Below are 21,932 nucleotides of genomic sequence, written 5' to 3'. Positions count from 1 at the left end.
ACTCTATTTTTAATAATTTCTTGTTAGGTATAACTATTTATATTTTGGTCCCTCCTCCGTTTTCAATAAACTGTGTGGGAGTTTGTCCAAAAAGCTCCTTAAACGTTTTAGTGAAATACGCAGACGAATTAAAACCGCACTTATGGGTAATCTCTTTAATTGAGTATTTTTTTGTAAGCAACAGTTCGGCCGCATGCTTTAATTTTATGGTGCGAATAAAATTACTCGGATTTTGCCCCGTCATGGCGTTAATCTTACGGTAAAACTGAGACCTTCCCATCTCTAACTGATTAATAACATCCTCGAGGGAAAAATCGACATTAGTGATGTTATCAAGCACTACTTTAGTAGCTTTATCCAGAAAAACTTCGTCCACGGTATTGGTGCTTACCTTGGTGGCTGGCATAGCCCCGCCAAGGCTTACAAACCGTTCGCGCGATCTTTTGCGCGCCTCCAGCAGGTTATTTATCCTGGCTCTAAGCACATTTATATTAAACGGTTTCGGCAAATATTCATCTGCCCCGGTATCATACCCCTCTATTCTGTCTTCTTCCAGGCTCCTGGCCGTAAGAAGAATTACGGGAATATGGCTTACCTCTAGGGTATTTTTTAACTGCCTGCACATTTCAAAGCCGTCCATTTGTGGCATCATTACATCGCTGATAACGATATCAGGATAATATTTCAGTATCATCTCTAAACCTGCAGCCCCATTTGACGCTTCTTTTACCCTAAATTGCCCCGCCAGTTCATTCTTTAAATGCGTACGCAGCTCTTTATTGTCTTCTACAATAATCACTAATGGGCGGTGTGTATCGGCGGCGGGAAGATCGTTTTCATCCAGTTGTAGTTTTTCTTCATTAGAAATGGCAATTTCATATTCAACTGATTTTATGGGATTGGTATCAATAACATAATCCAGGACATCACTTACACCTGCCGCTTTTTTTGAAGGCTTGAGGTCGAGCGGCAATAAAACGGTAAATACAGTACCAGCCCCTTCGGTGCTGCTTACACTAATGGTCCCTTTATGCAGCTCTACAAGCGCTTTAGTATAATTAAGCCCAATACCTGTGCCGGCCATACCGGCATCGGCATGGAAAAACCGCCTGAATACATCCTTAAGGTGTTCTTGTTTAAAACCGATACCGGTATCCGATACCGTAATCTTTACAAAACTTCTTTCTTTTTTACCCTTAGATTGTCCATTGCTTGTGGCTTCGCCAATTATTTCCAGGCTCAGGCCTACACTTCCTCCTGACGGGGTAAACTTTATCGCATTAGACAACAGGTTGGTGAGTATTTTCTCAAGCTTATCAGGATCCAGAAGTCCTACACGGGTTTTTACAGTACTATGGAAGACCACCTGTAGCCCCTTTGCCTTGGCCAGGTCTTCAAATAGTTTAAAAATGTCTTTGGTAAACTTTTCAACATTTACCCGTTGCAGTTCTAATGTGGCCTCTCCAAGGTCTACTTTCCTGAAATCAAGCAATTGGTTAACCAGGTATAACAAACGCCTGCTGCTGCGCTGTATAAGGAGCGCGGCATTTTTTACCTGTTCTGCATCATCGTATGACGACAATATACGTTCTACCGGGTTAAGTATTAATGTAAGCGGCGTACGGAACTCATGCGATACATTGATAAAAAACCGGAGCTTCATCTGGTCTAACTCATGCTCTTTTTCTTCACGAACCTTACGGGTATAGTAGCGCATACCAAACCATGTGCTTCCAATTAATATGATAGTGTATATTGTGTAAGCCCACCAGGTTTTCCATGGCGGTGGCAGTACAGTAATCTGTAAAGTTGTTTTTCCTGCCTCTTTCCAATTACCGTCTTCCGAGGAAAATACTTCAAAGGTATAGTTTCCTGGGGGTAAATTATTATAGTTAGCCATGCGTTCACTTCCTGCTTCAATAAGATTATCATGCAGGCCCACCATCCTATAGGCGTATTTTACACGCTCCGGGTTTTTATAATTCAGTGCAACAAAACCGAGGGTGAGATATCCTTCGTTATATTTAAGCTCCATTTCGTCCAGCGTTGAAACGGATTGCTTCAAAATAATCCTCCCATTAATCGTATCACCGGCATTAATTCTTTTATTGAAAAGCCTAATTTCAGTAATATATGGCGTAAGCGTTAAATTTTCCGCCTTTATGTCCGCCGGGTTAAAAATGTTGAATCCATTTATGCCTCCCGCTATAATACGTCCATTGCGTGTTTTGTAAATAGATTTACTTTGAAATTCAGTACCCTGCAAACCATCGTGGATATTAAAATTGGTAATTTTTCCATCAGACAATACAGAGAGACCGCTTTTTGTAGTAATCCACATCCGGTGCATTTCGTCTTCCTGTATCCCTACAATAAAATTGTTTGGTAACCCGTTGGCCACGGAATATGATTTTTTAAACTTAAAACCAGATGATAATTGATAGAGCCCTACATCGGTTCCAACCCAAATGTTGTGCGCGTAATCTTCAGTGATAAAGTTTACCCTTTTTTCATTTATGCTCTTAATTTCCAATCGTACAAAATTCATTTTTGGCGGCACAGCATTACTCTTGCTTAAGGTTGCGTAGCAGATGCCCTGTGCTGTACCCACTAACAAACGGTTGCTGCTATCGGCAAACAGCGAAAAGACAAAATTGTTAGTAAGACTTTTGGCATCTTTGGGGTCATTCTTGTAGGTATAAAAACGCTTAGTTAGAGGATCAAACAGGTTTAAGCCTGCACTTGATGTTCCAAGCCAAATCCTGCCCTTTACATCTTTCTCAATACACCATACTGTATTTTGACCTAATGAATACGGATTTGTAGGTTCATGCTTGTAGGCAGTACAGGAATGTGTAACAGTATTAAATTCGTTAATCCCTCCATCCCAAGTACCTATGTAAAGCGTATTGTTATCACCTTCTTCAAGACACAGAATCTTATCTGAACTCAATGAGGCCTTATTGCCCGGTGTAGCTCGGAAATAGGTAAAGCTTTTATCTTTCTCGTTAAAAAGGTTAAGCCCGCCACCATCTGTTCCTATCCATATTTTACCATCATGTGTTTCTATCATCGACTGTGCTATCCTGGTACTCAAACCTGAAGGCTCACCATATCTATAATAGTAATGTCCAAATATAGATTTAGAAGGAGCAAGTTTAGTAACTCCTTTGTTATAACTGGCAATCCAATAAATACCATCTTTATCCTGTAATATTTTACTGGGCTGGTTGTTGGGCAGCGAAAAAATATCTTCGTTGTTGTGCTGTATATGTTGTAAAACATTGCCTTCACTATTGAGAAGATAAATACCATCACCATCTGTAGAGACCCATAAAACTCCGTCTTTATCATTCAACACATGAAAGACAGGAACTGTTTTAGAAACACAAGATACCTTTTTCGAAGTATTAGTTTTTGGGTTGAATACATACATACGGGACAAATCATTACCCACCCAAAAGTTACCTTCAGCATCTAACGACAGCTGTTTAGGCAGATGCCCTAAAAAACCAGAGTCTGCTAAATCGATTGCGACCCTTGAAAATTTTTTTTGCGATATTTCAAAGCTATTAAGGTAATTACCGTCTGTAACAAACCATATCTTACCCTTATCATCTTTTACAAAATTGGCTATATTATCATTATCAATAGATGATCCATCTTCTGATTTACGATATCGTTCGAAATCGGGATGGAGAGAGATGTCAGAAGAAGTACCATTTATGCGTAACTTTATTAAACCATTTTTTGTACCTATATATAATGAATTATCCTCTTTATTAAACAGAATGCAATTTATAACCTCCCTGTAGCCTTTATCTTCAGAAAAACTTACCTTATAAAACTTCTGCTTTTGCTTATCGTAGATATTGAGTCCGCTTCCGGTACCTATCCAAAGTCGTCCCAGGGCATCTTCCGTGATTACATTTATACGGTTATTACTGATTGCATTATGTACTGTTAGTGAAGGACGAAAAATTTCAAAATCATATCCGTCAAACTTATTGAGGCCATCTATAGTACCGAACCATAAAAAACCCTCTTTATCCTGAAAAATTTCAAGGCATGTACTACTTGATAAACCATCTTCAGTTTCGTAATTTTCAAATTTAAGATTTGGGAGCTGTGCTAAAGCCTGAACACTAATGAAAATAATAAATAACAAAAATATCTTTCTGACAAGTGGCATATTAAACGTATAATATATGGTTCTCTAAAAAAATAACTACTATTTGTAATTAAATGTTTTCTCGGCAAGGCTAAAGGTAATAAACGCAAAAATTATAACTGAATAAAAGCCTGCTTCATATACAAAAATAATAATATTTAACAGGCATTAGGCCTACTGCAATTCTATTACAACACTGAATGAATAATGTTCCTACCTATTAATATTTTCAGGTTCGCTGTCCTTAGGTAGATAGATACAATCAAAATGCCGGGAACCACCCCGGCATTTATTGTGTAAAAAATACATTCATAAACAAATTTGTCGCCAAATTTTGATGCTGTAGAATGCTAATGCAATTTTAATAAAGCATCGGTAGAATTGCTTTATTTTGATCTCTTCTTTCGATAAATTATAATTCAATAATTATAACTTATTGTTCATTTTTAGAAGTACCAGCAAAAATTATCAGTGGTGCGATTTTTACATGATTACTCTTTATTCTCATTGAACAGCTCACTTAACTTTTGCTTTAATAAGTCTTTATCAGGTAAAGACGTCCTGTATTGTGCAACTAAGGTCGGAGATAAACTTCTGCTAAGTGCATATTCAACTACTTCATTATCTTTATCCTTACATAACAATATTTTTATAATGGAGGCTACCTTCTCAAATTGTTGTTCTTTTGTAGTTTCAGATTTTAGATATTGCTATGCAGCTTTATTTTTCCCGTCGCTTCTCTCTTTCTTTCATCCACAACTTTGGTATAGATTTGCGTAGTTTTTATACTCCTGTGTCCCAGTATTTTTGAACCAATTAATATATTGGTTCCACCGGCAATCTGTAATGTGGTAGGTATGCCTGAAACAATGGAAGGTTATAGTACACGAGGTACAAACGAGGTACAAAATTGAGCAAAACATCTATAAACAAAATTAAAGTTACGGATAACAAAAAACCAGTTAAATTACTTATTTATAATAATTTAACTGGTTTTATCTATGTTACTTAATGATATTTTGCGGCTGCTATTTACCGATACAGAAATTAGCAAATATATTACCCAGCAACTCATCATTGGTCACCTGCCCTGTGATTTCCCCGAAGTAATACAGCGCCTGGCGTATGTCTATAGCCATAAGGTCGGCGGGGAGATTGCTGCGCAGACCGTATTGCACTTTTTGTATTTCCTCAAGGGCTTTAATCAGGGCGTCGTAGTGGCGGCTGTTGGTTACAATTGTTTCGTTGTTGTGCAGTGCGCCTGTATTTACAAACGACAACAGTTTTGTTTTCAGTTCCTCTACCCCATCGTTGTTTTTGGCGGACATTAACAGCACATCAGGCACAGCCGAAAGTATAGCAGCAATCTGGCCTTCAGTATACAGGTCTTTTTTATTGCCCACCACAACCAGGGCTTTTTGCGGGTACTGGTTCTTTATCTTTTCAATTTCGAGCAGCACAGCGTTTATTGATGCTCCATCAGGCATAAACGGCGCAAGGTAAATCACCACCTGTGCCTGGGTTATTTTCTCGAAGGTCTTTTTAATACCGATGCTTTCCACCACATCTACAGTTTCACGTATCCCCGCCGTATCTATAAAACGGAAACCGATACCGCCTATAACAAGTTCGTCCTCTATCGTATCGCGGGTAGTCCCTGCAATGTCTGATACTATGGCGCGTTCCTCGTTCAACAGGGCATTCAGCAGGGTGCTTTTGCCCACATTGGGTTCGCCCACAATGGCTACGGGTATGCCGTTCTTAATCACATTGCCCACAGCAAAGGAATCGATAAGCCGTTTCAGTACAAACTCTATCCTGTTCAGCAGTTCGGTAAACTGCGAACGGTCGGCAAACTCCACATCTTCTTCAGAAAAATCAAGTTCAAGCTCTATCAGCGAGGCAAAGTTGAGCAGTTCCTCCCTAAGTTTGGCTATTTCGTTACTAAAGCCACCGCGCATCTGCTGCATGGCTATCTGGTGGCTGGCTTCGTTATCGCTGGCTACAAGGTCGGCCACGGCTTCGGCCTGGCTCAGGTCGAGCTTGCCGTTTACAAAAGCACGCAGGGTAAACTCGCCTGCCTGTGCCATACGGCAGCCTTTGCGAAGCAATAACTGCAGTATTTGCTGCTGGATGTACGACGAACCGTGGCACGATATTTCCACCGTATTTTCACCGGTATACGAGTTAGGGCCTTTAAACAGTGATAGCAGTACCTGGTCGTACACTTTGGCTCCTTCTTCTATGTATCCCAAATGCAGGGTATGCGATTTCTGGCGGGTAATGTCCTTACCGGTGGTACTCCTGAAAACCGAAGCCCCAAGTGAAATGGCGTCGGGGCCGCTAATGCGTATAACCGCTATGGCACCTGAGCCGGGTGGTGTGGCAAGCGCCACTATGGTATCGTGGAAAATCATTGTATCTGCTGATAATTTACCGGCAAAGATACGGCTTTTATGCGCGCGTTTACTATGGCTGAAAATGAGCACCGAACATTATTTTAGTGTTAATTATAAGGCAAAAAAGGTAAGAAAATGAGTAAAAAAACTGTATCTTTATAATGAAATCTTAAGTGTAAAAGCCATGAAAAAAATACTTTTCCCAACTGATTTTTCTGAAGCGGCCAAGACTGCATTTATCTATGCACTGAAGTTTGCCGATGCCCTGAAAGCCGAAATAACCATACTGCACGTATACGATTTGCCCATTGTAGACATACCCCCTATGCCCGAAACTACCCAGGAGGTTTTTGACGTGATAGAGCTGAACCAGTTCGAGAGCTTTAAGGAAGAACTACACGAACTGCATAACATAGCCGAAAAACGCAACTTCGGACACATAAGGCTAAAAAACGTACTGGAATACGGCGACCTTGTATACAACATAAACAAGCTGTGCGAAACCGACGATATAGAAATGGTGATAATGGGCACTAAAGGATCTTCCGGCATTAAGGAGGTATTTATAGGCAGCACTACGGGCAGTGTTATTGCCAATGCCAAAGTACCGGTGCTGGGCATACCCGAGTGTGCCGAATTCCACGGGATAGACACCATAGCATTTACTACCCAGTACAAAGACCGCGATAACGATGCCCTTACCAAAACTATAGAAATAGGCAGGCTGCTGGGCGCCCGCGTGCAATGCCTGTACATAAGCAATGACGATGACCCATCGGACATTGAGGAACTGATAAACGAATGGAAGATATACTACCGCGATGAAAACATTGACTTCTTTAATATACACGCTAACGACATAGAACAGGCCATACTTGATTTTACCGAAAACCAGCATGTGGGGCTATTGGTAATGCGTACCCATAAGCGCGGTTTTTTTGAGGGGTTATTCCATAGCAGCCTTACCAAAAAAATGGCCTACCATACCAAAACGCCGCTACTCATCTTCCGCGATGAAAAACAATAAAACTAACAAAATGCTTCATTACGGAGCATTTTTCTTTTTATAAGGTTTTACTGCAATTAACTTTAACAGTATTATTTATTTAGAATAAGTAAAAATAATTTGGTCAAAAGGGATTTGGTGTTTAGATTTGCACAATTATTTAGAATTAGTCTATCTAAACCAGATGTTGAAACCAATATACAGATCATTATACTTTCTTTTACCTGCACTTACCTGCGGTGTTTATGCGCAGGAAACACAAAAAGATTCCCTATCCACTAAGCTTGAAGAGCTGGTAATCACCGGCCAGTTTGAGCCGCAATCCTTAAAAAAATCAGTATATAACGTAAGGGTTATAACCCGCGCCGATATAGAAAACCGCGCCGCTAACAACCTTGCAGATGTACTTACACAATACCTTAATATTACCGTAAGGCCATCAGGGGCCGACGGGCGTTCGTCTGTATCCATGTTCGGGCTTGATGGGCAGTATTTTAAGATACTGATAGACAACATCCCTATTGTAAGCGAAAGCGGGCTGGGTAACAACGTAGACCTTACCCAGATAAACCTGGACAACGTAGAGCGTATCGAAATTATAGAAGGCTCTATGGGGGTAACGCACGGTGCCAATGCCGTAAGCGGTATACTGAACATTATTACCAAAAAAGGCAGTGCCAAAAAGTGGGAAACCTCGGCATCAGTACAGGAAGAAACCGTGGGTAATGAATATGATTTGTTTGATAAAGGCCGCCACATACAGGCGCTTCGTGTAGCCAATACCATTAACGACCATTGGTACGTAGCCGTGGGTGCTAACCGTAATGATTTTGCCGGATTTTTTGATAAATATAAAGGCAAGGATTATGTAGATACCAGTAACGATAACCTGCGTGGCTACAGCTGGCTGCCAAAAGAGCAGATTACTACCAATGCCCTTGTTAACTACAGCAAAGGGAATTTCAGGTTGTTCTATAAGTTTGAATATTTCCACGAAAATGTGGATTATTACAACCCAATAGTAATCCCTATTGATAACTACCCTTTTGAGAATACTTACTACAGTAAGGATAAGCGTTATATAACCAACCGCCAGCTGCACCACGTTAATGCCTTTGGTAAGCTGCTTAACCGTTATACGTATAACCTTTCGGCATCGTACCAAAACCAGAAACGCGACCAGGAAGATTTTAACTATTACATCCTTTCGCAACAGGAGCAGGACAATAACCGCTACACCTACCAGTCGAGAGACGTGCTGTATTCTACCGGTAACATAACCAACTTCTTTACCAACAAGCGTTTTGATATGCAGTTGGGTTATGAAGTAGTGCACGAAAAAGGTTTTGCATCAGCAGCTTCGGGTATGTTCCGCGATGACAACCAGCAAACCGAAGATGTAAATAAGGTACTGGCAAATTATGACGTATACGCTTCCGCAGAAATAAAATGTACCGACCGCTTCTCGCTGAGGCCTGGTGTGCGTTACTCGTTCCAGTCGGTATTCGATAACCAGTATGCATTGTCTCTGGGTAGCCGTTACCTGCTGAACCACGGTTTTGAACTAAGGGCATCGGTAGGCAAATCGTACCGTACCCCTAATTTTGACGAGCTGTATACCTACTTCGTAGACTCTAACCACAACGTGCAGGGTAACCCTACCCTTACGCCTGAACAGAGCCTTTCTTACGAAGCCAGTATTAAAAAGGACACCCGTACTGATAACTTCAGGCTGCAAAACAACCTTACTGCGGCTTTTATAAACGTAGACGACCGTATCAGCCTGGTACTGGCCTCTATAGACCCGCTGTGGCAGTACCGTTACCTGAACATCGACAAATACAAAATTGTAAACATATCGGCTACCAACCAGCTTACGTATAAAAACTTCGACCTGTCGGCAGGTGCATCGCTTATCGGTATTTCGCAGCAGATAAACACGGCTGCCCTGGGTTCATCGTCACCCGATGATTACCTGTACTCGCTAAACGTAAATTCAAGTGCTGCCTACCGTGTACCAAGCTGGAACACCCAGTTTGCCGTATACTACAAATACACCGGCAAGTACCAGCAGTTTATGGAAAGCACCGATGCCAATAATAACGTAACATTCAATAAAGGCACTATATCGGCCTACAGCCTGCTTGATGCTTCGATAATAAAATCATTCATGTCCCGCAAGCTGGAACTTACATTGGGTGCAAGGAACCTGCTTGATGTAAAGAACGTACAATCTACCGGCAGCAGCGGTACAGGCGTACACACCGCATCGGGTGGCAGCCTGCTCCTTGCTTACGGAACTTCATACTTTATAAAGCTTACCTACAATTTTAATTTCAATTAAATAAAACCATGAAAAAATGTTTCCTTTTTCTGTGCACCACCCTGTTACTGGCACTAACTGCCTGTAATGAGGACGACAATAAAACAAGCGCGCCTATAGGTGTTTCGTTTGCAAACCCATCACAAAACCTTAGCACCGATGCTACACAGGTACAAGTACTCTTCTCTTCCGAGGCTAAAGCCGCAGGTACGGTTACCGTAACGTTTACTACTACCGGTGTTACTTACGGTACAGATTTTACCACTACCCCGGCTGCTACAAACAACGTACTTAGCGTACCGTTTGCAGCAGGTGCTACTTCGGCTACGTTTACCTTTAACAAGCTGATAAACGCTATAGAAGGCGAAACTAAAAATGTAGTGTTTACCATTACTGAAGTTTCGGTTAACGCTACCATAAGTGGTAACACTACTACCCAGCTTAACTTCAACGAAACTGCATCATTAGGCTCTGCACTGGAACCCGGAACAGGTGGCGCTACACAGCCAAACCAGGTGTATGTAGACCTTAGCAGCGGAGGCCTTGCCACCGTGCCGCGTGTATCGTGGGATCTTGGTTTCTACGGTGGCGATGATTTCAGGATTGTACTGAACAGCTCACTTAAAATGTCGGCTAAGCAACTGTCTACAGCTAACATTGATGAAGCAGCTACAATAGATAACAACATGCTTATAGGCCAGGGCCAGGGTACACTTGCCTATATAGATAACGTTGTGGGTAACATAAGCGGTACTACTATTGCTGCGGTAAGCGACAACGAAGCCGATAACAAAGTATACCTTGTAAACCTGGGTAACGGCCCTTCGGCTACGCAGCCTGCCGCAGGTTCTGAAGGTTCTGCCGGTGGCCCGCACCGCGGCTGGAAAAAAATACGCATCCTGAAAAGCGGCAGCGACTACAAACTGCAATATGCCGATATAGATGCTACTACCCACCAGGAAGTTACCATTACAAAAAACAGCGCGTATAACTTTACATTCTTTAGTTTCACTACAAATGCTGTTACCAATGTAGAGCCTCAGAAAAACCTGTGGGATATTAACTTTACTACCTTCACTAACGTGGCACCCGGCACTACTACACCATACTACTATGCCGACTTTATTGTTACCAATACCAAAGGCGGTGCACGTTCTTACGAGGTGCTTACAACTGCTTTCAGCTATGACAGCTTTACGCTGGCTAATGTAGACAATACTAAGTTTACCGATGACCAGCGCAATATAGGCTCTAACTGGAGGAGTACCAGTGTTGTGGGGCCTGATGGTATACCGGTAGCACAGTTTGTACTGAAAACCGACCGTTTCTATATAATAAAAGACCCTAACGGCCTTATCTATAAACTGAAAATAACAGGCGGTGCCAGCGAAGCAGGCGAAAGGGGATTCCCTAAATTCCAGTACGCTTTACTGCAATAATTTTAAACCAAAACCTTAATCATCATTACGTATGAAATCAATAAAAGTATTACTGTTAACCCTGCTTACAGGTGCGTTAATCAGCTCATGTAACAAAGCAGCCGATAAGCCTGCCGAAGGTGCTGCTGCCGAACCTGCAAAAACAGAGACTACCGCCCTTAAAATCATTTCTTTAAACGGTGCCGTTACTGAGGTTATCAGTGCATTGGGCCACCAAAAAGAAATCATCGCGGTAGATGTAACCAGCACCTTCCCTGAAGATATTAAAACTACGGCCAAAGACCTTGGCCATACCAGCCGCATTACGCCGGAGAGCATTATAGCACTGAAGCCTACGCATGTACTGGGTACTGCCAAAGACATAAGCCCTGAGCTACAGGAAAAACTTAAAGCTGCCGGTATAAAAGTAGAAGCCTTTAACCAGGAGTTTACCATAGACGGTGCCAAAAAGCTGATTGCTGAAGTAGGTACTGCTATAGGCGTAACTGATGTTGCTGCACTTCAGGCAGCTATAGATACCGACCTGAAACAGGTAAAACCGGTAAGCCCTGCGCCTAAAGTACTGTTCATCTATGCCCGTGGCGCTAACATGATGATGGTATCGGGTACAGGCACTGCCGAAGACCAGGTGATAACCCTTGCAGGCGGTACTAACGCAGCTAAGGACTTTGCCGACTTTAAGCCGCTTACACCTGAAGCCCTTATAAAAAACAACCCCGATGTAATACTGCTGTACGATACCGGCCTTGAAAGCCTTGGTGGTAAAGCAGGTGTACTTAAAATACCGGGGGTTGATAAAACCACTGCCGGTAAAAAAGGTAACATCGTTACCCTTGACGGTGGTTTGGTACACAGCTTCGGCCCACGCGTAGGCCAGGCCGTTACAGCGCTGAATGCGTTATTGATAAATCCGCAAACGGCTACGAGTGCAAAATAAACGCATCATATTGCTTGCAGGCGGCGTTGTGGTATTGTTGGCACTGGCCATAGTATCGCTATACAGCGGGGTGTTTGTTTTTGAAAAACATTCGCTTACCGAAGTTATAGCGGCACTGATTAGTAATGACAATACCATAGATGCCTCCGAACGCTTTGTACTGCTTCAACTGAGGTTGCCCCGCATTGTTATGGGCATCCTTATAGGCAGCGCACTGTCGGTATCGGGTACCTGTTTGCAGGGTATGTTCCGTAATGCACTTGCCACGCCCGATTTGCTTGGCATTACTGCGGGGGCATCGCTCTTTGCAGCCATAGCCATAGTATTGGGCAAATATATAAAACCGTATGTCCCTGAGGCCATGCATTTTTCGTTCCTCAGCCTTATGGCCTTTGCAGGTGCGCTCCTTACCATGATGGCTGTGTACCGCATAGCCACCCAAAACGGGCGTACCAATATTATGATGATGCTCCTTACAGGGGTAGCCATCACAGCAATTGGGTTTGCCTGTATGGGATTACTTATTTACTTTAGCAGCGAAGAAGAGCTGCGCGACCTTGCCTTCTGGAACCTGGGCAGCCTTGCGGGCGCATCGTGGATAAAAAATGCTATACTGGCAGTTATCGTTATTATAAGCTACCTGATGCTGCTGAACAAAGGCAAAGCGCTTAACGCCCTTATGCTGGGCGAAAAAGATGCCATGCACCTGGGCATTTCTATAGAAAAGGTAAAAAAGCAGATAATAGTACTTACCGCTTTAATGGTGGGTACCTCCGTTGCTTTTGCAGGTACCATAAGCTTTATAGGGCTTATAATACCGTATATACTAAGGCTGGTTTTTAAATCAGACTACAACTACATACTACCGCTTTCGGCAGTATGGGGAGGAATACTGTTACTGGGTGCCGATACTATAAGCCGTACCATAGCCCCGCCTACAGAGCTGCCTATAGGCGTGCTCACGGCGTTTATGGGTGCACCCATATTCATGATTATTTTGATAAGGACCCGTAACCAGATGTAATTATGTTACAGGCAAACGAACTTACATACCGCCACAAAACGCATACCCTGTTACAGGACGTGGACGTAGCCCTGCATAGTGGCGAACTGCTGGTAATAGCAGGCCCTAACGGCGCCGGAAAAAGTACCCTGCTGAGCCTGCTGGCCCACGAAAGCGGCAAGCACAGCGAAGCCATAGTTTTTAAACAGAAAGCGTTTAAAAACTGGGACAACGAAGAACTGCCGCGCCATAAGGCCAAGTTTTCGCAGAGCTATAACACAGACATACCCCTTAGGGTGCACGATGTGGTGCTTATGGGGCGTTACCCTTATTTTAATACCAAACCTTCACAGGCAGATGAAGACGCCGTACTGAGGGCAATGGAAGAAACTGATGTGCTTCCGTTAAAGGAGCGCGATTACAACTCGCTTTCGGGGGGAGAAAAGCAGCGGGTACACCTGGCGCGTGTTTTGGCACAGCTGGATAATGACATCCAGAACAGGCTGCTGTTTTTAGACGAACCCCTTAACAACCTCGATGTGCTGCACCAGCACAGGATACTCCACCGCGTAAAGGATTTTACCGAGAAAGGGAATGCCGCCGTAATGGTACTGCACGACCTGAACCTTGCTGCCTGCTTTGCCGACCGCGTTATGCTGCTGCAAAGGGGTAAGGTAGTGGCACACGATGCACCGGCCAAAGTATTTACCCGCGAAATCATCAGCAGGGTGTATAACTTTCCGTGCACGGTATGTGCTAACCCTGTAAACAACAATCCGTTAATTATTTTTGGAACTTAAAAAAATTAAACACCATATTATGAATGCTGCGACCCACACGTTAAAAGAACAATGGCAGGCCCTTAAAGCCGAAAACCCACACCTGCGCATACGCAATGCCGCTGAAAAGCTTGGCGTTAGCGAAGCCGAACTACTGGCTACACAGGTTGGAGAAAATGTAGTACGCCTTCGCCCTGAATTTGCCGCTATCCTTAGCGAAGCAGAGGCACTGGGCAAAGTAATGGCGCTAACACGTAATGATGAATGCGTGCACGAGCGTAAAGGTACTTACCTTAACCCTGACTTCAGCAACCCGCATGCCGGCCTGTTTGTAGGTGAGGATATCGACCTGAGGATATTCCTGGGCCACTGGGCTAAAGCATACGCTGTAACAGAGCAAAGCGAGCACGGAGAGCGCAAAAGCCTTCAGTTCTTTGGGAAAGACGGCCTTGCCATCCACAAAATATACCTTACGGCAGACAGTAACGCTGAGGCTTTTGATGCCCTTGTTGCTAAATATATAGCTGAAGACCAGTCTGCTAACGAAGAGGTTACAGAAGTGCCTCTTGTTATCAATGAGAAGCCGGATGCCGAAATTGATGTTGAAGCATTCAAACAAGCATGGTCTGGCCTTAAAGACACACACGAGTTCTTCGGTATGCTGAGGAAATTTGGTGTAACCCGTACCCAGGCGCTTCGCCTTGCTCCTAATGAGCACTTTGCCAAGAAAGTAGATAAAGATGCCGTAGTAAAAATGCTTGAAGGCGCTGCTGCAACAAAGCTGCCTATTATGTGCTTCGTGGGTAACAGGGGTAACATACAGATACACACAGGTATAGTACGTAAAACTATGTGGCATGGCCAGTGGTTCAACGTTATGGATCCTGATTTTAACCTGCACCTGGACATGGATAAAATAGCCCAGACCTGGATAGTACGCAAGCCTACCGAAGACGGTGAGGTTACTGCTATTGAGGTGTTTAACGAAATGGGTGAAATCATTGTCCAGTTCTTCGGGAAGCGCAAGCCGGGCATCCCTGAATTGCAGGAATGGAAAGAACTTATCGTTTCGTTATAGATAGTTAAGTTATTTAGTTTTGTCCAAATGCCGCTCCGGGAAAAATCCCGGAGCGGTTTTTTTATGGATTTATAGTTGTTGGTTGTCAGTTGCTGGTTGTTGGAAGCTTCCTGTCGCTGGTGCGAGTGTTCCATTTCGAGCGGAGGTACGGAGCCGAGAAATCTCATTAATCACAGCTTCTGGTACCATGGGCGATAAAAAAACAAATAATAACAATGGCTTAAACGCATTAAACAACAGTTTTACTATTATAGCCGTTTTTTTAAGATGAAGAAAATTACTACCATAATAGTGGCATTGCTGCTATCGTCAATGCTATATTCCCAGCAGAAAGGTACACAGATAGCCTTCCTGGCCGATGTGCATTTGCAGGATCTCTACGGGCAGCTTGCCGATACCGATTATAAAGGCATAACCAACCCTGCCAACGGTAAACCCGTACTGATGCGTACCATGGATGCGCAGCTGCACAGCACGCGTATTTTTAATGAGAACTATTTTGCCTTTTTGGCAGCGCTGGATGATATTGCCAAAAGGGGCGTGAAACTCGTGGCTCTGCCCGGCGATTATACCGATGACGGCCAGCCCATACACCTGCGCGGGTTGCAACGCATACTTAACGAGTACAGCAATACATACGGCATACAATTTTTCATAACCACCGGAAACCACGACCCGGTAGCCCCGTGGGACGCTCCCGCAGGTAAGGACGATTTCTTGGGTGAAGGAGGTAAAAACCAACCCATTTTCAGTAAAGAGGGATTGTATAAAAATACGGATGCGAATACCCTCCCGGCGGTGATTACTAAGGATATTGCCACCATGGGGTACGACGGCATCAGCAGTACGCTGAAGGATTTCGGGTTTTACCCGCAGCCGGGTTACCGATTTTGGGCAACGCCGTTCAGCACTTACAATTATGATGATTATACTTTTGGCAAAGCATCAAATGAAGCGGCCTATACTACCCGTAAATATGAGGTAAGCCCCGGCTATGTTGTGCCCGATGCCAGCTATGTTGCCGAACCTGTAGCCGGACTTTGGCTGCTGGCCCTGGACGGCAATGTATACATCCCGAAAAAGAATGCCGACGGCAATGCGGCTAACCCGGCAAACTATTCAGGGGCGTCCATTGGTTATAATAATGTGATGCGCCATAAAAAGCATTTGATAGAATGGGTAAAAAACATTGCCGCAGAAGCCGAAAAACGCGGCAAAACCCTAATAGCCTTCAGCCACTACCCTATGGTGGAATATAACGACGGGGCATCGGGTCAGATAGAACAACTTCTGGGCGAGGGCAAATGGCAGATGGAGCGCGTACCGCATGAGGATGTGGCGCAGGCTTTTGCCGATGCGGGCATAAAAATACACTTTGCGGGTCACATGCATATTAACGATACGGGCATCCGCAAAACGGCTAATGGCAACACGCTGTTCAACATACAGTCGCCCTCACTGGCGGCATACATACCTGCGTATAAGTTGCTTACCCTGCACGATAAAAATCGCATGGAAGTAGAAACCGTAGTGATAAAAGACGTACCAAGGTTTAATGAGTTGTTTGGGTTGTACAAAATGGAATATACCCATCTGCAAAGCATAGGTGCCAAAGACATCTGGAACAAGGCCATACTTGAAACCACAAGCTATAAGGAGTTTACGCAATTCCACCTGAGGGAGCTGGTACGCCTGAGGTTTATCCCGAAGGAATGGCCTGAGGAGTTTGTACAAAACTTTACTGCCAAAACAGGTTATGAACTGCTTGTAACTGCCGTGGGTAATGGCAATATCAATGCAGTGCTGAAAAAGGAAAAGCTTAGTAAAAAGGAATTGGAAAGCTGGACGGGTGCCGACTGGGTGTACGACCTGTACCGCCTGCAAAGCGCCGATTGCCTTGCCCTGGAAGACATCGGGAAACAGCGCCTGAAACAGTATAACCTCATCATTAAACATCAAAATAAGCTTAAACAAACAGATAAAGTAATAGCTTCTTATACTTTGTTTTATAATATTTTTGATATGCTTCAAAAAGGTGACCCCGCCGGGAATTTCTCTATTGATTTACTGAAAGGTACTATCACTAAAAAATAAAACGGGACAACTCTTCCATTTCGAGCGAAGCTTTAGCGAAGCCGAGAAATCTCAAAATATTCATTTTTAAAGAGATTTCTCCCGATGGTCGAAATGGAAGAGCAGACCCGCTTCCGTTACAGGAAACTCCTGTTTATTTTACTTTACCTGAAACCGGGTTAACCCTGAAATAGGTATTCTTATCAAATGAAATATGATACGTTGAATTGAAAAACGTACTCGGCAAATAATAATCGGTAGTGATTATCTGCGCCCCTGATTTTTTAGCAGCTTCAAAACGGCTGTAATCGTTTTTACGGGCCTCTTTAGTATCGGCATCGGCACGCGTACGGATGATGTAGCCCTTCTCTACCATTTCTTTAATATTATCTTTCTGCGGTTCGTTTAAGAACATGGCAGCCGCTTCGGGCGTACCCGGCTTTACGTTTACAAAAGCCACACGGCCTTTAAGCGAAGGATGCCCTTTCATGTACAGGTCGCGCTTTTCGCCATTATTATCCAGTATAAACATAAACCTGCCACGTGCTTGTTTCAGCGTAGGCCAGTTACCTTTCAGTACGGCTTCTTCAAGAGTTTTGTAGTTGCCGCGTACCATATCAGGCGTTATCAGCTTGTCCTTGCCCAGGTTTTTAATAATGGTAGCATCTACAGCATCATACACCTGTGGCGAATACTTTTCGGCAGTACCGCCCAGCTTGCTGTCTTCATCCTTTGGTTCCAGGGTAATGAATATAGGTTCGTGGCCGGGATGTGTATCACTCCATTTTTTAAGGGCAATAAGCAATTCATCAAACGTAGTATACCACGTACGGAAATCCACATCCGTCATATGGAACACCTTAAAGCCTGGCTTATCCATAGCGCCGTTATTATTATAAGGAGTTGTAGGCTTGGCCAGCTCCAGCCCTTTCGGGTGGGCATACCTGCCGCCCTGTGTATCGGCATAAATGTCTATCTCCAGGTTACGCAGGCCCATATCCAGCTGCTTGGTGGTTTCTATATGGTCGTATTGCAGGCCGCTAAGGTCGCGCGCGGTATCAAGCTTATGTATGGCTTCATACAGTTGCGGCTCTATAGCCTTGCGGTAGCTGTTGTGCGAACCGATAACCTGTACCTGGTTCAGTTTAAGGTTGTCGTTTTGCGCCGTGGCAGAAAATGAAAAGCCTATGCCGAGAGCCAGCACAAGCGGTAATTGAAAAAATTTCATATCGGGAATTTAGTGTATTGTTCAGGATTTCAAAGCTACTCCCCCATTATTACAGCCATGTTACCAAAACAGGAACAAAACTGCAACCTACCGTCAATTTTATGTTAACAAAAACCAACCAATGCTTGCTTTTAAAACGTTATAGGAGCTAACATAGGTTAGGTTTGTAAACATCTTCTTAATTTAAAAATAACCTTTAAAAAAAACGTTTCCGCCCGTTGTTGAGTTATTTCGCAGCTAACTTTTTTATCCTGTAAAAGACCTGAATTTTACAATAAAACAAAACTACTTTGCCTATGATATAACCCTTTTTGGCACGCCCAAAACAAAAAAGGGCCGCAACTGCTGCAACAGTTACGGCCGGAGTATTAAGCCATGTATAAACAAACAACTTAAAACCCAATGTATTTTAAAACTACACATTTCAACCTTAAAAAGTATTGCTTTATAGCACCTGCCCTACTGGCTTTACAGGCCGGGTACAGTGCTGAGGCAAACGCAACGGTAAATATAAGCACAAATATGCTTACCGTAGCAGCAAAAGCCACTAAGGCCGCTGCATTTCAACAAACTGTAAAAGGACGCGTACTGGATGAAGCCGGTATGCCGCTGCCGGGAGCTACCATTATAAATAAAGCCACCGGAAAAAATACCGTTACCGATATGGACGGTAACTTTGAAATTGAAGCCGCACAGGGCGCTGCCCTTGAAGTGGTTTTTATGGGTTTTGCTACCCAAACCGTTACTGTAAACGGCGGTGAAATCACCGTAAACATGAAATCTGATGCTAACGAGCTTCAGGAAGTGGTACTTATAGGTTACGGTAACCAGACTAAAAAAGACCTTACAGGATCTGTAACACAGCTTAGTACCGAGCAGTTCCGCCAGGGTGTAAACATCTCTGCCGATAACCTGCTTCAGGGTAAGGTAGCCGGTGTACGCGTAGTACCTACCAGCGGTGAGCCCGGTGCAGGTATTAATGTAAGTATACGTGGTATAGGCTCTATACGTAGCGGTAGTACTCCGCTATTTGTGGTAGACGGCGTGCCGCTTACTAATGACGACGCAAGCCCGTCGGGCCCTAACATGGGTTTTGGTTCATCATCTGCCAAAAACCCGCTTAACTTTTTGAACACAAGCGATATCGAATCGATGACCGTGCTTAAAGACGCTTCTGCCGCTGCCATATATGGTGCTCGTGGTAGTAACGGTGTGGTAATCATCACCACTAAAAAAGGCGCAAAAGGCGAAGCCAACTTTACTGTGGATTCGTACCTTGGTTATTCATCGGTAGGGCACAAAATAGATGTACTTAGCGCAAGCCAGTACCGCAATGCACTTACAGAAACCGGCGGCGACCCTGCATTTGACCACGGCGGAAATACTGACTGGCAGGATGTAATATACCGCACTGCCGTAACCAAAAACAACTCTTTCTCGTTCTCTAAACAAACGAATACCGGTAACTACTATGTATCGCTTTCGCAAATGGACCAGGAAGGTATTGTACACAACAGCGGCTTTAAGCGTACTACCGGAAGGGTAAACGTAGCCGAATCATTCCTGGATAACAAACGCCTGCGCGTTAAGGCTAACCTTACCGCCAGCGAAACCAAAGACAGCGGCGTACCTACAGGTGACGACGGCGGTAGCGACGGACAGCTTATCATCCACGCGCTGATGGCTAACCCTACCCGTTCAGTATTCGACGAAAACGGAGAGTACACTAACTTTAACATGAACGCCCACTACAACCCTGCTTACCTGCTAAGCGTATACAGCGATGAAACCCGCACTACACGTATACTGGGTAATGTAGAAACATCGTTCCGTATTATAGACGGGCTTGAGTATAAGCTGAACGTAGGTATAGACCGTTCTATGTCTGAAAGGAATACTACCATGTACCCTAACCTTACCGACCGTTTCCCTAACGGACGTTATGTACAGGGTAATATGGAGTCTAAAAGTTCACTTTTAGAACACTACCTTACCTACAACCAAACGTTTGGTGTACATAAGTTTGAAGCCCTTGCCGGTTTCTCTTACCAAAAATTTGAGCGTAGCGGTACCAGCTTCATCATGGACGGTATTGCCGACCAGGACACAGGCGTAAACCCTGCAGATAACCCTGCATTCCAGGGTACACAGGCCGGTGTATCGGGTTATGCACAGATAAACGAGCTGCAATCGTACTTCGGAAGGATAAACTATACCTTTAACGATAAGTACCTTGTAACGGCTTCATTAAGGGCAGATGGTTCTACACGTTTCGGTAGCAACAACAAGTACGGTTACTTCCCGTCGGCTGCACTTGGCTGGAACATTTCGCAGGAAGACTTCCTTAAAGATTCTAAAACCCTGAACAACCTGAAGCTTCGCCTAAGCTGGGGACAAACCGGTAACCAGGACGTACAGAACAAGCAGACAAAGGCTGCTTATGCACTTAGCCCGTCAGAAGGTTATTACCTGTATGACGACCTGGACCTTGTAAACGGTATATCGGTAGTACGTACGCCAAACCCTGACCTTAAGTGGGAAGTGGTTACCCAGTACAACGTAGGTACAGATTTCAGCTTCCTGAACGATAAGCTATACGGTACTGTTGATTACTTTAACAAGACCACTACAGATGCTATCCTTTACATCCCTGCCCCGGTACTTAGCCCTACAACTTATGTATGGACTAACATAAACAACGGTAAAATAATAAACAAAGGTGTAGAGGTAATGCTGGGTTCTAAAATCATAGACACACAGGATTTCTCTTGGTCTGTAGACGTTAACGGTGCTACCCTTAAAAACGAAATTAAAGACCTTCCTGTATCTGAAATACTTTCGGGTACAGTATCTGGCCCGGGCCAGAGCGGTGTATTGGCTAACATATACAAAAGCGGATATGCAGCCGGTTCATTCTACCTGCTTAAGTTTAAAGGATTTGACGAAAACGGCGCTGCCACTTACGTAGACAAAGACGACAATGGTGTTATAGACAACAACGACCGTTTTATAAAAGAAGGTGCACTGCCTAAGTTTACCTACGGCCTTAACACTAACCTGCGTTATAAGAGCTTTGACTTCTCTATGTCTATCATAGGCCAAACCGGCGGTTACCTGCTAAACAATACCGGCCTTAACGCGCTTAACATTAACAACCTTGCATCAGACAGGAACGTAGCTACAGATTATTACAACAGCGGCGCTAACCCGTCTAACTCTCCGCAGGTATCTACACTATACCTTGAAAAATCAGACTTCCTGCGCCTTAACAGTGCACGCCTTGGTTACACCTTTAAGCACCCACGCGTTAACTGGCTGCAAAGCCTCAACCTGTACGTAACCGGTACTAACCTGTTTACCATTACAGATTACACAGGCTACGACCCACTTATTAACTCGCCAAAATCGAGCGGTGGTAACCAGAGTATCGGTATAGACTACGGTGCATACCCTACCTCAAGGACAATCATATTAGGTGCAACCCTGAAAATATAAT

General features: G+C 43.9%; 12 protein-coding genes and 2 pseudogenes. 9 read left to right on the top strand and 5 right to left on the bottom strand.

The window, feature by feature from the left end; all coding sequences use genetic code 11:
• Positions 1-37 precede the first annotated feature (37 nt).
• The 4 genes and pseudogenes from ACZIX4_RS03770 to mnmE all read right to left on the bottom strand — a co-directional run bounded on the left by ACZIX4_RS03770 (position 38) and on the right by mnmE (position 6,588).
• Complete coding sequence (locus tag ACZIX4_RS03770; protein ID WP_463334276.1) at positions 38-4,192, bottom strand: hybrid sensor histidine kinase/response regulator transcription factor; 4,155 nt, start codon at positions 4,190-4,192, stop codon at positions 38-40.
• A gap of 470 nt (positions 4,193-4,662) precedes the next feature.
• A pseudogene (locus tag ACZIX4_RS03765) lies at positions 4,663-4,836 on the bottom strand (PDDEXK nuclease domain-containing protein); the annotation flags it as partial.
• A gap of 35 nt (positions 4,837-4,871) precedes the next feature.
• Positions 4,872-5,052, bottom strand: a pseudogene (locus tag ACZIX4_RS03760) (tyrosine-type recombinase/integrase); the annotation flags it as partial.
• A 147-nt stretch (positions 5,053-5,199) separates the two neighbouring features.
• On the bottom strand, positions 5,200-6,588 hold the full coding sequence (mnmE, locus tag ACZIX4_RS03755; RefSeq protein WP_463334275.1) for a tRNA uridine-5-carboxymethylaminomethyl(34) synthesis GTPase MnmE: 1,389 nt from the start codon (positions 6,586-6,588) through the stop codon (positions 5,200-5,202).
• Between the two features lie 166 nt (positions 6,589-6,754).
• On the opposite strand from mnmE, the gene ACZIX4_RS03750 reads away from it, so the two are divergent.
• The 8 genes from ACZIX4_RS03750 (at position 6,755) to ACZIX4_RS03715 (ending at position 17,229) form a co-directional block, all read left to right on the top strand.
• Positions 6,755-7,597 carry a universal stress protein gene (locus tag ACZIX4_RS03750; RefSeq protein WP_463334274.1) on the top strand — a complete coding sequence of 281 codons (843 nt, stop codon included), beginning with the start codon at positions 6,755-6,757 and terminating at the stop codon, positions 7,595-7,597.
• 163 nt (positions 7,598-7,760) lie between these two features.
• Entirely contained in the window at positions 7,761-9,920 is a 2,160-nt protein-coding gene (locus ACZIX4_RS03745; protein ID WP_463334273.1) for a TonB-dependent receptor plug domain-containing protein, read from the top strand.
• Positions 9,921-9,928: 8 nt separating this feature from the next.
• On the top strand, positions 9,929-11,338 hold the full coding sequence (locus ACZIX4_RS03740) for an HmuY family protein (protein WP_463334272.1): 1,410 nt from the start codon (positions 9,929-9,931) through the stop codon (positions 11,336-11,338).
• Positions 11,339-11,369: 31 nt separating this feature from the next.
• A complete protein-coding gene (locus ACZIX4_RS03735; RefSeq protein ID WP_463334271.1) occupies positions 11,370-12,275 on the top strand; it encodes a heme/hemin ABC transporter substrate-binding protein in 906 nt (301 codons plus the stop codon).
• Positions 12,265-13,299: a FecCD family ABC transporter permease gene (locus tag ACZIX4_RS03730; protein ID WP_463334270.1), complete on the top strand. Its 1,035-nt coding sequence runs from the start codon at positions 12,265-12,267 to the stop codon at positions 13,297-13,299. Before ACZIX4_RS03735 ends, ACZIX4_RS03730 begins: the two co-directional genes overlap by 11 nt.
• Before the next feature lie 2 nt (positions 13,300-13,301).
• On the top strand, positions 13,302-14,078 hold the full coding sequence (locus tag ACZIX4_RS03725) for a heme ABC transporter ATP-binding protein (protein WP_463334269.1): 777 nt from the start codon (positions 13,302-13,304) through the stop codon (positions 14,076-14,078).
• A gap of 19 nt (positions 14,079-14,097) precedes the next feature.
• On the top strand, positions 14,098-15,135 hold the full coding sequence (locus ACZIX4_RS03720) for a hemin-degrading factor (RefSeq protein WP_463334268.1): 1,038 nt from the start codon (positions 14,098-14,100) through the stop codon (positions 15,133-15,135).
• A gap of 267 nt (positions 15,136-15,402) precedes the next feature.
• On the top strand, positions 15,403-17,229 hold the full coding sequence (locus ACZIX4_RS03715; RefSeq protein WP_463334267.1) for a metallophosphoesterase family protein: 1,827 nt from the start codon (positions 15,403-15,405) through the stop codon (positions 17,227-17,229).
• Positions 17,230-17,362: 133 nt separating this feature from the next.
• On the opposite strand, the gene ACZIX4_RS03710 is transcribed toward ACZIX4_RS03715, so the two are convergent.
• A complete protein-coding gene (locus ACZIX4_RS03710; protein ID WP_463334266.1) occupies positions 17,363-18,436 on the bottom strand; it encodes a phosphatidylinositol-specific phospholipase C1-like protein in 1,074 nt (357 codons plus the stop codon).
• Positions 18,437-18,838: 402 nt separating this feature from the next.
• Between ACZIX4_RS03710 and ACZIX4_RS03705 the strand changes: the two genes are divergently transcribed.
• On the top strand, positions 18,839-21,931 hold the full coding sequence (locus tag ACZIX4_RS03705; RefSeq protein ID WP_463334265.1) for a SusC/RagA family TonB-linked outer membrane protein: 3,093 nt from the start codon (positions 18,839-18,841) through the stop codon (positions 21,929-21,931).
• Position 21,932 lies beyond the last annotated feature (1 nt).

Source organism: Flavobacterium niveum, from assembly GCF_055231775.1.
This window is presented reverse-complemented; position numbering and strand designations above follow the sequence as displayed.